Origin of the sequence: Aliidiomarina taiwanensis (genome assembly GCF_003987015.1) — a bacterium.
GTDB classification, from domain to species: Bacteria; Pseudomonadota; Gammaproteobacteria; order Enterobacterales; family Alteromonadaceae; genus Aliidiomarina; species Aliidiomarina taiwanensis.
Genome location: NZ_PIPQ01000002.1, coordinates 1 through 12,040, shown reverse-complemented (window position 1 = coordinate 12,040; position 12,040 = coordinate 1). Strand labels below are relative to the sequence as shown.

The following is a 12,040-nucleotide window of genomic DNA, read 5'->3' as shown; positions in this document are numbered from 1 at the left end:
TTAAGAATGGCTTCTTAGCCAATGTAAAATAAGATCATCCCCTTCAAGATGGCTCCCATCTGGGAGTTGAACATCCAAAGCGTTTGCTGCAACGGTGACAGCTAATTCGCTGTTTGTATCATCCAGCCATTCAGGCGAAGCATAAACGCCAATGAGTTGTGGCAATGCGTCGAAATCCTCGACAGTGAGCCAACCCTTTTCCACGGCCAAGCTTAGAGGTACTGGACCAATGCGTAATTGGGAAAGAATTTCTTCACGGTATGAAGAAAGGAAGCGCTCAATAAGGGAGGGGAGTTCATCAACAGCTTCGTCATCGAATACGAGAATAGTTTTGGAATCTTCTTCCTGCTGAAGGCTGAGTACCCCGGAAAAGTCCAAAGGCGAAGGAGCTGTTATTTCTGTGGCCCAAGGGCCCAATGCAGCAATACACAACTCTGTAATCGATTCTGAGCAGGGATGAAACGCAAGGCCAACCGCAGCTAGATCAAAACGCACGAGTCCAATTACTTCACGTTTGGATGACGCGAGAACCGATACCAATTTCTGAAATTTTCGACTAAGTCGCTCAATGGCTTGCAGGATCTCTGTGAACGATTGGGTGATAGTATAGGGAGTGAATGAAATACCGCCCTCGGTTTCTAGCCAACGAGAGTATTGCTCCTTCACCTGTTTAGTATTAAAGAGCTCACTGGCCACTTCGACAGAGTTCTGAACCTCTGTGATAACTTTCATGTAGTCGTCTCGATGCTCAGCGAAGTCACTCAGCAAGTCTTCTAGGTGCTGACGCTCCAAGAGTAGAGTGATCTCTTTCGAAAACCGACGAATTTGGGAGATCAGTCCCTCAGCTAATTGCGGGACGTCGGCATACGCACCATAGTCTATAGCTCTCTCCAACTTGCCAGCATCATTTGCAGCATAGAGCCAGTTTTGTGCTGCCTGAGATAGGAGGACTGCTCTTGTACCTGATGCGCTGAGGCGGCACCTATCCCGCCGATTGGTGTTCTTCGGCCACTCTAAAAGAGCCGTCTCACGCTTATAGATTTGACGCTGAAGCGCGCCGTTCTCACTATCCCTTAGCGTAATTAGTCGAGTAGGAGTTGCTAGGTGATTAGCCACGAAAATAATGTCTTCGCGAGTAACATCATGCAATTGAATGAGTTCACTAATGATTCCTTCTAGTGGAATCCATGCTTCATTGCTTTCTAAATCTCGTTCATACAAATATTGCAGTAACCTAGTACCAACATCCAACCAAATCCCCGTTCCCGCTCCTCGTCGGCGTTCATCTGGCGAGTAAATACCCCCACCCGCTGTACGATCAGAATCATGCAGGTCGAGTAATCTTGCGGTTGATGCTAGTAATACGGGCCATTCCATAGGTGGTTACAATCCCCCACATAAGTCTAGTAACTAGACTGTATATTGACTAGTTGATTGATGCAACATTTTTGTTCACAATAAGGGATTGTAGTTAATCGCAATAGCACGCGAATTTGTTTTTATTAGGTCAACATGACGACAACAGCATTGAAGAAGTGGGAAGTACGGCGCCGTCTAGAGGAAATTGATAGACAGCTATACTGGGCGGGCAGCGTTGGACGGACTGATCTTATTGCTCGATTTGGAATATCTCCACAGCAAGCCTCTACCGATCTAAAGATTTACCTTGATAGATTGGGACAAGCGGTACGCTTTAATGGCTCTATCAAACGCTATGTGCCTACAGAGAAGTTTCAGCCGCAGTTTATCAGTCCCTGTTTACAGGATTATATCAGTTGGGCCGGAGAAGTAGGTCACGCGATAAGCATTGTTCCGTTTCCATTTAGAAAAGTAAGTATAGCAGTGCTTCAACCACTTACTATGGCTATACACCAAGAACGATCCATCGAAATACGCTATAGATCACTAACAAATCCGGAGGGAACGGTTCGTAGGGTAACACCTCACAGTATTGCCTTTACAGGTACTCGATACCACGTTCGAGCCTTTTGTCATCGCAGCCAAGAATTTCGTGATTTTGTTTTGGGGAGAATAATCGAGGCATATAATTTAGACGAGGCGGGCCTAGGGAAAGAAAAAGATGATGCATGGAATACGTTGACTATTGTCCGTATAGGCCCTCACCCAGAGCTCACAGCTGCTCAGCGCACTGTAATTGAGGCGGACTATGCAATGGTCGATAGTGAAGCAACGATTCATATCAGACGAGCTTTGTTGCTATATCTGCTTGACCAGTTCAACTTATTTGACCAAAAGAGTGACCGCCCAGCCTCCGTGCAACAGATTATTTTGCTAAACCCTGAAGTGCGTCAGTTGGTTGATTGTTAGGTATTTTAATCAATACAGATCAAAAAGACCTAACACTTAACGAGCCGAATTACTATCTAACGGGGCTCATTCGCTCGAGATAAGGCTGCATGCGCTCTACTTCGCAGAGCTCTCCAAAAACTATTTCTTCATTCGAGTGAGCCTGGGAAAAATCTTAATACTGATTTCCGTTATCTCACCAGACGGGGGTGATTTTTCTCAAAGGATAGCCACTTCGGCTGATACGCTACATATCGTCGGAAGTAATGCAGCACCCCGGTAAAATGAGCGATGAATATATCAATGAAATTTATGCTGGATTGTTTGGTCTCAAGAACTTATTGTTAAGCAAGGTATAACCCAACCTAGCGTGCTTAAAGAGATATAAGACAAGGCTCCGGAAGGGCCACGTAACGTCGCCGAAGTAATAGATGCGAAAAATAAAAATTCATCTACAATAAAAACGACTCACAAGGAGCCGACGACTCTGGTGACGATGTCGTCGTGTGAGGATGATTAACGGTGAAAGGATAAGAAGATGACGAATACACCTAATGTTGAAAAAACACATTTCGAGGTTTTGCATGGAATCGGCTTTGAATTCAGCCTGAAACCTCAAGCTCAGAGACGAACAGGCCAATCCAAATGGAACATGACACCAGGGATGCCATGGATAAATACCGATGAAGGAACAATCACATTCACACAGAAATTACATCAAGCCTTCAATAACAAAGCAAAGAATTACGCTACAACATGCTCAGGCTTGGAAACAAATCACTCAATAGCATCGACGTTAAAGTCACTACTGAAAGGCGCGCCAATTAGCAGCGATTATTTTCGCAGTAAAATTACTAGGTTTATGACTCTTTCTTTAGGTTCCCAACTTAAGAGCTCTCAGATGCATGATGGTTTTATCGTAAGTATTGTTATGTACCAAACGAGCGAACTGAACGATGGAGTGCTTGTAAGTGAGACTACTAAACGGTTTTTGAATACTTCAATGATTCGGAATACCGATGCATTAAAATTTGATAGCCATTGTAGAATCGAAACGATTGAAGCGGTTGATTTTTCCAAGTTGATCCAATCGGCCATGATTAATATTGACACTTTGGAAAGAAATTTCACCAGACAGCAAGATGAGTACAAAAATGAAACAAGCCTAATTGCTAATAATGGCCAGCTGCGTGACTATTTCGCAAAAGGTTTAAATGCAGACAATTACATCAAAGATTCTGTTGCTGCTAACAACCTTGTAGATGGGTTGCTATCTTTCTGTCGAAGTAAATTAGATGTAACTCGCCCCGAAGAGGTTAGCATTAGAGAGAAATTTTATGCATTGCTGTCTCAAGATAAGTTTAAGGACGGCATTTCAATCGAAAGGGTGCAAAGTTTCGTTGATACCCTAATACCGGAAGAAAAGCGCGAGGAGCTTCAAGGTTCCTTCATAGGATATCTAGCTGAACATGAATACCAAGTGAACGACAAAGTATTATTCTCAAAAGAAATAAAAGAGAAATTAGTTTGGGTTACTTTGGAAATAAACGACGCAATTTCGGTACGTTCAAAGAAGAACAAAATTGGTATAGCCGGTTCAGGAGCAGATATAGAATTTGATCCAAATGGAAACTTCTTGAGGACTAATCAGGTAATTCAAGACGCGAAAACAATAGAGAAAATCCTAGAAATAATAGAAGCAACGAATGATGACTGACAGTGAAGAGATAAGAGAACTATATAATGTATCCTCTGCTGTATATTTAGATGGAAATGTACTTTATTTTGCACTTTCAGAAGGTAATTCACTTCCATTTTCCAAAACCATTAGTGACCAACTTGGGATTAGGAAAGAAAACTCTAGTACGACAAGTATTCCAGAACTAAAACAACTAAGAGATCATGACATATACAGCTACGAGAAAACATCTCAATCAATTCTTAGTATTGAAGTGTTCCTCAACCAAGATCTTCATAATCACTTAGAGAAGTTAGAAGACGGAACATATAGAATTAATATCGGAGATATGCTTCTTTTTTACGTAAATTCAGATAGCAAGAGATTAACCTTGCTGCAAAATAAAAAAGAGATTTTCGATCGCATTGAAGCTCTATATAACCTTCTGGATTCCATAAGCTCATATACCTCTAAAGAATCTCCCAGCAGCTTTTGGATTAACTCTGCAACCTCAGAAGGCCACTCATTTTCAAGAGTGGTCAGATTTTCTTTTTCCGACGAGTTTATCCAGCAAGTTATTAAGGGTTCGCTTCACTTCGACATTCCCGAACTATCCTCAACAGGAATTCACCAACATGAGAAGAAGGTCCTTTTCAAAAGAGCTCTCACTTCTGCTCTTGGTGAATATGATCAAGACGAAGGCGAAGCGATATCGGCGGGCAGATTAGCATTAAAAATGGAGCACATCCATTCGAAGTATAACGGCGAATACGCAGCGTATATCAACAAATTTGGATTAGATAAGTGCCTAAACGAATTGAATGATAAAGCAATTGAAATAATTGGTAAGGTTTATCAAGCCATGCACGGGGCAGTATTGAAGCTTCTAGTGGTTCCAGCTACTGTCGTCGCGACCTTGATGATTCGCCAAGCAAATATCCCAGAAGGGAATATAGTATTCTTAGCAATGTTGGTTATCACCTTAATTTGGTCCTCCAACTACGAGACAAGAGCATACGTGAAGCAGCTTAAGGAAAATGGCGAACATTTGTTGGAATCAATTATTCGGATAAATAACCAAGAGAGTACTACATATAATAAAGCAGAGCAGGATGAAGTTATCCAGAAATTCAAGTTAGATGTTCAGGGTACTTTGAAACGGATATCTCGATACCGAAATGCATCGATAACAGCCCTAGTTGCATGGATAGTTTTCCTATATAAACCCTTTCTCTTGGATTTTACCCGTTGTATCGTCGAGCTCCTCCCTAAATTACCGCCAACAAACTTTTTTGGTTTCGCTCTCGCCTAAACTGTTAAAACGATTATTGAGCCTAACTTGAGAACCGTAGCCCATAATTTGATTATGGTAATAGCCACAAAGAAGAGACTGATATGGAAAATAGAGTTTATTACGGAGAGGACTTGCGATGTATGAACTCAATGACTATCTACAAAGAATTATTCGCTCTTGAATTTCACCATTCAATCTGAGGCGTTTGTATGAAGAAAGAAACAAATCAAGCAACTACCGTTATCGAAGATATTATCTGCGACATCTGCGGCGAGAGCGTCATACCCAATGTACTAAAGAAACATCTTAAAAACGCCAATGACTTTTCTGACTATGCCAAGCTCACAGCATCCTTTGGCTACGGCTCAAAACGTGATGGTGAGCGCTTTGACTTCGATTTCTGCGAGTCGTGTTTCGAAAAGATTAGAGCAAAAGTGAGAGAGTTACAGGGCAAGTAACTGAGGATATAAAAGCGAAGCTGGTCGAGAGAGAAGTACCATAAATCAGCGATTGCTTACAAGTTACCCTATTGAGCGAGCTCTAAATTTACACTAGGCTTAAACGCACACTGATGCCGCGTATATTAAGCCGCTGACATCGGAACACAAACCTAAGCAATGGAGGCTTTATGTTAATTCTAACAAGACGAATCGGCGAAACCTTAATCGTGGGTGATGATATCACCGTCACTATTCTGGGTGTAAAAGGCAACCAAGTGCGCATAGGTATTAATGCACCAAAAGATGTGCCTGTGCATCGTGAAGAGATATACACCCGAATTCGTAACGAAGAGCCTGAAAAAACCGGTTAGATTTTATCGACTTCCAACTGAATCCCGCTGAGAACTATTAAATGGAAAAGCCCTTTTTAATCGAGGACCTAGAGGCAACATACTGGGGCGTTGTTACCAAGCCCTTATTTCGATAACCAATCTGACTCAGGCCTTGGTAGCCGCTTAAAATGAGTCCAACTTTATGGGGTCACTTCGTAGTGACAAACGTCACTTTATCAGTGTTGTTAAACTCACTTGAAACCGACGTTATTAATCCTGCTCGATGTTCATATATAGTGGGAGTTGTAATACGAATTCAATCAGTCATAGCAGTGGCCTCATTTCTTGAAAAATAAGTGATATCATCATCTCAGGATTTCAGCTCGGAGAGACAGAATTCATGCAGCAATACTCAAGGACTAAAGTCACTAAAGCAGGGAAAGCACTGTGCGACGAAGATTATCATGACGAACGTGAGCTTGAAAAATTAATGAACGTTCTCTCTTTCTGGCGTTTTGAACATGACTTGCCCCTAAAAAGTGCATTTCAGCTAATTCAAGATGTTGTCCTAAATATCGATAAGAGCTCAACTTTCGGTAATCGCCTTAAACGCCTATCTTATATTGTGAAAAAACTACAGCGCTGGGAGACAATGAAGTTAGGGAACGTTCGTGACATTGGTGGCTGTCGCGATATAGTTTTTTACTGTGTTACGGGAAATGGATAAAGCAACAATTCAATATTCCTAGTTCATACATTTTGACACCAGTCTAAGGGAGCTGGAATTCAATCTTTACCGGTCCTGATACCGAGGATTGAATGAGGTATGAGCCATCGTCGTTCACTTTAAGAAATCTAAAGGGAATGCCATCTAAATAGCCATCGACACCTTGCGTCTTGATTGGCTCTCCTGAAAGTTTGGCGCATACTAAAGCCTCCATCGCCTCAGCGCTCACACTGAGGTATGTCGATGATATTGAGAGACCAGAGCAACTCCGCACGGTGATTATTTTACATTTTATCATTCTTGTGAGACTCGTCGAGTTGAGCTGTACCCAGCAATATCATTTTTCTCGCTCTATGTCGAGGTGCGCTGCCGACAATATCAATCATATCGACAGCATCTACTTGCGGATTAGGAGGGGTGGGCCAATGGTAATTTCCCGCGTATTTAGCTCTAGCGCAACTATTGTGAGATTTAACACTGGCTGCGTTGCTGGTAGGATAATCTGGCGGTGGAGGACGCATTGAACGACCACTTCACGCACAACGCACAACGCACAAAAATAGTGGAGACTGAGAGCAAATTCACGTAAAAGGATAATTAAGCGCGACTTAAATTAATTGACCAGAGGACGCCGAATTCAGGAAGCTTTACTATCATAGGTGTCGTTAAGCAGATGATTCAAGAATTTTAATGATAAGATGGATGAACTCCACATGGAGGTATTTTATGCAATGGAAACCTGATCCGCTGTCGAAGTGGTTTATTTTTGCACTTGTAATGCTGACTTCAGTCGTGACAGTGTTACTGATCTTAATTGCATTCTACTTTATTGGTGACTATCCCGAAACCTATGGAGAGCTTAGAGCCCATTGGTTAAATGTCGATTATTCTGATGGGTTAACCATTGATGAGCGAGTAGCAATTGAACTGCTGTCTGAGAAGGGAGTCATACACAGTAGAGATGAGTACGCTTCAGCCCTCACGGGTTACTATTCCACGATCATTTCAACTTTGATCACGTTTATAGGTCTACTTGCTATCGTGCAATTTGGTTTTATCATCAGTCAGGCGAAGGAAACAGCTTCTCGACATGCAAGAGAAACTATCGAAGGGGAGAGAGCGAAGTTTAACTTTGATGCAGCATCAAAACTACAAGAACTCGCGGATGGCAAAAATAGGAGTTTAAAAAGTGAGCTTCAGGATGAGCTGGAAGAATTAAGGAATGAGGTGAATCGCCATCAGGAGGACATCTCATCACTGACAGCTATAATTAAGTCACTTACGGATGATCCGGAACAAGACGAAGAGTCCAACGATGATAGTTTGGACTTATCGGGTGGCGAAATCTCGCAGGACGATGATTTGAAAAAAGGTGGATAGATAATCGTATGGGTCTTCAATTTATAATCGCAGAAGATGCTCCGGAGCACAATGTTTCAGGGTCAAAACGCCTGAGCTCTGCCTTTGGCTGTCCAGAAGAAATCTGGCGAGAATACAAAGATAACTTATCTTTTCCTCTAGATATATATTCGCTGGCCTCAGATCTTGGCTTGGTGGTGCGGTATCGTCCATTAGATAACGAAATATCTGGTTTTCTAAAACAAATAGATAGTCGCTGGACCGCTACTATAAACGCCATACACAGCGAATCGCGTAAACGATTTACGCTCGCTCATGAACTCGGACATTTCCTTTTGCATACTAAAGGTCAAGACGATAAGGAATTTAAAGATACTACATTCTTTAGACACGAAGATAACGTCGGAACTATTAATGACTATTCTCGAGAAGAATCGGAAGCGAATCATTTCGCAGCTAAACTGTTAATGCCAAAAGAAGAGTTTATTGAGGCTGCTAACTCACTTAAAAGTATCAGTGCAGTCGCCAATAAATTTGGGGTATCACCAATGGCTGTGAGAATTAGATCTCAAAATATTCATAAATAACAAGGATTATTTCAAAATGAAGTATGTACCCTGTTTGAAATCTAGCGTTTCTGAGTTTCGAGCTCTATCTCACCTAACAATGGAGAGTTCGACAGTACCATTGATTGAGCTCACTAAGGGAAGAAAAACACATGAAAAGGATCAAGGGGAGATCAGAACGTGCTTTAAGAAAATAAAGGAATGTTTAGAGAAAAGAAAGTTTTTCGTTGATATCACATCAGACGAAACCAACATTAATGACGAACTCAGAAGCTTTAAACAGCAGTCGTCAGGATTCATAAATTGGGTAGCTTTTGTTACTGAATTGGGCGCTGAAACTAACACGACACCGATACCAATTATTCAAGCAACAAATAGCGACAGCATTCATCAAATTGATGCTCAAATATTGATGTTTAAGATGTTTTTTGAGCACATTGCTATAAGGATAGGAGCTAGTGGCTACTCTAGTTTTAAAACCAAAGGATACGATAAATTTCTGCGCTCATTAATCGATATTTCAGTCAAGCATGACGTTTTTATCTATTTTTTGGTCGACGCAGAAACCATCCGAACTAAAAGCGGTCGAGATCTGACACCCACTAAAATTTCCCAAGCTAAGTTACTCATCGAGGACATCTTGTCTGCGTTAGATGAATTGGATTATGAAAATTATAAAATAATATCTTTAGCATCAAGCTACCCATCTTCGATCAACCAAGAACATGGAGGTGACAGTGAAGGTGAAGCTCTTTTATTTGATTGGACGTATTACTCTGAGTTAAAAGAAACAATATCAGGAACAAAGTTAATATATGGTGACTACGCATGTATTAACGCCGAACAAAAACCAACTAATGCATATAATTGGGTTCCAAGAATTGACTTCCCAACCCGTACTTTAGAAATCTGCAAATATACAAGATACCGAACTGATGAAGTAAACGGTTATACGAAATGCGCCCAAAGACTAATGAATAAACACATTAAGAGAGAAGATCGAGTTGACTGCTGGGGCTTTAAGCAAATTGAAGCAACTGCAAAGGAGTCGGAGCCAACCGGCAAATCACCGTCGTTTTGGATATCGGTTAGGGCTAATATTTGGATGACTAGAATTCAGAATCAGCTTAAAACCTGACATTTACCTCTCGCATTTCCAAAATTGCTAACTCATCTGTTGTAATCTCTCCCGTTTCTGCTAGCTCGCGATGAAACAACTCATTGAGTACTTTTAGGTGCATCCCCAAAACACTTTTCGCTACCTTGGACAAAGTTGTCGCGCTATAACTATCGATAAGAGCTTGCACTCTTTGAGGTTTAGAAAGTTTACTAGAATTAGTCACTGGGATTTTCTTCAAGTTTTCGTTTGACAACAAATCGAGCTGGAATGCCAGATCGAAGTTCCTAGATACTTTAGGTCGTTTTTTAAGGATCACACTCCTATCAGCTTTTATCAGAAGAATGCCAATGGTATCGTGTTTTAAGTTGAGTTTATTAAATTGCCTCTCAGTAAGCGCAAGATATGTTCGTTCAAAGGCTCTTTCATATGCATCAAGTTGCCCATCAAGACGAGAAAAATTATCAAAATCACTTTTAACTTCAATGCCAATTAATTGGTTTTTGGTGAGCACAACGAGATCTGCGCGTCGACTTCTATTCGCAAATGGCATTTCCGAAGCAAAAAGAGGTTGGTCGTGCTTGGACTTCAGGTAACCTATCAAGATTCGCTTTACTTCAAATTCATCCATACTACTGACCTTTCGTTAGAACGTACACTATATACCAGACTCTCATCACCATAAAGAACCGATAAGGGCACACTAGACTCTCCCACACTGCGAAATCTCATTATCATTTATTTCGCTTCATTATCATTTATTTTGCAATCTCACAGCCCCCACCCACGAGCGACGCTGCCGAGCAAGAGTGGTGCGGGCTGCGAAAGGGCCGCTGACGCCACTGGCTCAGCTCGAAGCGTTGGTTGCTTAACGACTGAATAGCCGCCACTTCCAGTGCATGTTGTTCACTCAAGGGCGGCATTAAACCGTTTAAGCGCTTCGCTAACATGGTTTTACCTGTACCTGGCGGGCCAACAAATAACACATGGTGACCACCCGCCGCTGCTAATAACAAGGCTCGCTTGGCTACGGGTTGCCCCTGCACGTCGGCCATATCGGGCACCTGTTGCTGCTGCTCTGCAAGCGCGGCAGGTGCTATCGGTTTTAAAGGTTGCTGCTGCGTTAAATGCTGCACGGCTGTGGTTAAATCGGTCGCTGCATAGGCCATAGGTGTGCGCAACAAGGCCGCTTCCGCCTCATTTGCTGGCGGTAGCAATGCCACTCTGTTTTCATGGTGTGCAGCTAACAACGCGGGCAGCATGCCAGGTACAGCTCGCAACGCACCGTCCAGTGCAAGTTCACCGTAACACTCCACCGTTTCAAGTGCCGAGGCAGGTATTGCTTCATTTGCCGCTAAAATGCCAAGCGCAATAGCCAAGTCGAACCGCGCACCGTGCTTCGGCAGCTCTGCCGGCGAAAGGTTCACCGTAATGCGCGCCACCGGAAACTCTAGCCCGCTATTTATAATGGCCGTGCGAACCCTGTCTTTGGCTTCTCGTACCGTGGTTTCCGGCATGCCTATAATTTGGAAGGCAGGTAGCCCTCGGCCCAAGTTTACTTCTACCTTTACTTCCGGTGCATCCATGCCCACTTGCGCGCGGCATATCACCACAGCAAAGCCCATAACACCTCCTTGAGTATGCTTAACATTGTGTTTGCTCGAAGAGTTTAGTGTAGTGGTTTAACAGGAAAGGAGACCAGTGGGTTATCGCGGAGAAATATCCGTTTAAATCGCCGCTATAGTACTTATCAAGTCATGATTTATTTTAGTTCGTTTTCCCCTAGCTCATCTGGAGCAGGGCCTATCCTGGTCTTACTGGATTGAATTATACAACAACGAACGCCCGCACGATTCACTCAATGATATGACGACGATTGAGTACCGCAAGGCGGCATAAATATTCTACGAGATGACTGTGTTATAAATGGGGTATTTACATACCCGCCTCTCTTAGCTTTAACAAATTCAGCATTAGCAATATCAAACTCAAATATTTTAAAACCATATAATTACAATTGTGATAAATAATGCCTCCAAGCATATTTATTTTGTTCCTAGATTCAACTAATAACTGCAACACTCGCTCTGCGCGTACTGCAATTGCTCTTTAAAAATTACATCTGGTTGCTTAAACCCTAGTACCTTACGCGGCCTGAGATTTATACGCTGCTGTATTTTGGTCAGCATCTCGTTGGTCAATATCCGTAAGTTGCAGCCT

The 12,040-nt window shown here is 42.3% G+C and carries 13 protein-coding genes and 1 pseudogene; 10 read left to right on the top strand and 4 right to left on the bottom strand.

The annotated features are described in order from the left end of the window. The gene (locus tag CWE15_RS04415) at positions 1 to 1,377 is read right to left on the bottom strand and encodes a hypothetical protein (protein ID WP_126756876.1); all 1,377 of its coding nucleotides are present in this window, start codon (positions 1,375 to 1,377) and stop codon (positions 1 to 3) included. Between the two features lie 135 nt (positions 1,378 to 1,512). Here CWE15_RS04415 and CWE15_RS04410 point away from each other — a divergent pair, with 135 nt between their 5' ends. The 9 genes from CWE15_RS04410 (at position 1,513) to CWE15_RS04370 (ending at position 9,841) form a co-directional block, all read left to right on the top strand. Next, positions 1,513 to 2,328 carry a helix-turn-helix transcriptional regulator gene (locus CWE15_RS04410; RefSeq protein ID WP_126756875.1) on the top strand — a complete coding sequence of 272 codons (816 nt, stop codon included), beginning with the start codon at positions 1,513 to 1,515 and terminating at the stop codon, positions 2,326 to 2,328. Positions 2,329 to 2,845: 517 nt separating this feature from the next. Continuing rightward, positions 2,846 to 4,024, top strand: coding sequence for a nucleoid-associated protein (locus CWE15_RS04405; protein ID WP_126756874.1), 1,179 nt, complete (start codon positions 2,846 to 2,848; stop codon positions 4,022 to 4,024). Beyond that, a complete protein-coding gene (locus tag CWE15_RS04400) occupies positions 4,014 to 5,297 on the top strand; it encodes a hypothetical protein (protein ID WP_126756873.1) in 1,284 nt (427 codons plus the stop codon). The genes CWE15_RS04405 and CWE15_RS04400 overlap by 11 nt, the downstream gene beginning before the upstream one ends. 191 nt (positions 5,298 to 5,488) lie before the next feature. After that, complete coding sequence (locus tag CWE15_RS04395) at positions 5,489 to 5,737, top strand: hypothetical protein (RefSeq protein WP_126756872.1); 249 nt, start codon at positions 5,489 to 5,491, stop codon at positions 5,735 to 5,737. A 170-nt stretch (positions 5,738 to 5,907) separates the two neighbouring features. Continuing rightward, positions 5,908 to 6,090 carry a carbon storage regulator CsrA gene (gene csrA, locus CWE15_RS04390; RefSeq protein WP_126756871.1) on the top strand — a complete coding sequence of 61 codons (183 nt, stop codon included), beginning with the start codon at positions 5,908 to 5,910 and terminating at the stop codon, positions 6,088 to 6,090. A gap of 361 nt (positions 6,091 to 6,451) precedes the next feature. After that, positions 6,452 to 6,778 (top strand): hypothetical protein, encoded by a 327-nt coding sequence (locus CWE15_RS04385; RefSeq protein ID WP_126756870.1) that lies wholly within the window; start codon positions 6,452 to 6,454, stop codon positions 6,776 to 6,778. A 726-nt stretch (positions 6,779 to 7,504) separates the two neighbouring features. After that, positions 7,505 to 8,158, top strand: coding sequence for a hypothetical protein (locus CWE15_RS04380; RefSeq protein ID WP_126756869.1), 654 nt, complete (start codon positions 7,505 to 7,507; stop codon positions 8,156 to 8,158). A gap of 8 nt (positions 8,159 to 8,166) precedes the next feature. Beyond that, positions 8,167 to 8,724: an ImmA/IrrE family metallo-endopeptidase gene (locus CWE15_RS04375; protein WP_126756868.1), complete on the top strand. Its 558-nt coding sequence runs from the start codon at positions 8,167 to 8,169 to the stop codon at positions 8,722 to 8,724. 16 nt (positions 8,725 to 8,740) lie between these two features. Beyond that, positions 8,741 to 9,841, top strand: a complete 1,101-nt coding sequence (locus tag CWE15_RS04370) for a beta family protein (RefSeq protein WP_126756867.1) — start codon at positions 8,741 to 8,743, stop codon at positions 9,839 to 9,841. Here the strand turns inward: CWE15_RS04370 and CWE15_RS04365 are convergent. Then, positions 9,831 to 10,451 carry a sce7726 family protein gene (locus CWE15_RS04365; protein WP_126756866.1) on the bottom strand — a complete coding sequence of 207 codons (621 nt, stop codon included), beginning with the start codon at positions 10,449 to 10,451 and terminating at the stop codon, positions 9,831 to 9,833. The two genes, CWE15_RS04370 and CWE15_RS04365, sit on opposite strands and share 11 nt — an antisense overlap. Positions 10,452 to 10,578: 127 nt before the next feature. Then, on the bottom strand, positions 10,579 to 11,445 hold the full coding sequence (locus CWE15_RS04360; protein WP_126756865.1) for a YifB family Mg chelatase-like AAA ATPase: 867 nt from the start codon (positions 11,443 to 11,445) through the stop codon (positions 10,579 to 10,581). A 139-nt stretch (positions 11,446 to 11,584) separates the two neighbouring features. Between CWE15_RS04360 and CWE15_RS12185 the strand changes: the two genes are divergently transcribed. Next, on the top strand, positions 11,585 to 11,719 hold the full coding sequence (locus CWE15_RS12185; RefSeq protein WP_420807751.1) for an integrase core domain-containing protein: 135 nt from the start codon (positions 11,585 to 11,587) through the stop codon (positions 11,717 to 11,719). Between the two features lie 167 nt (positions 11,720 to 11,886). Here the strand turns inward: CWE15_RS12185 and CWE15_RS12180 are convergent. Further along, a pseudogene (locus CWE15_RS12180) lies at positions 11,887 to 12,040 on the bottom strand (IS30 family transposase); the annotation flags it as partial.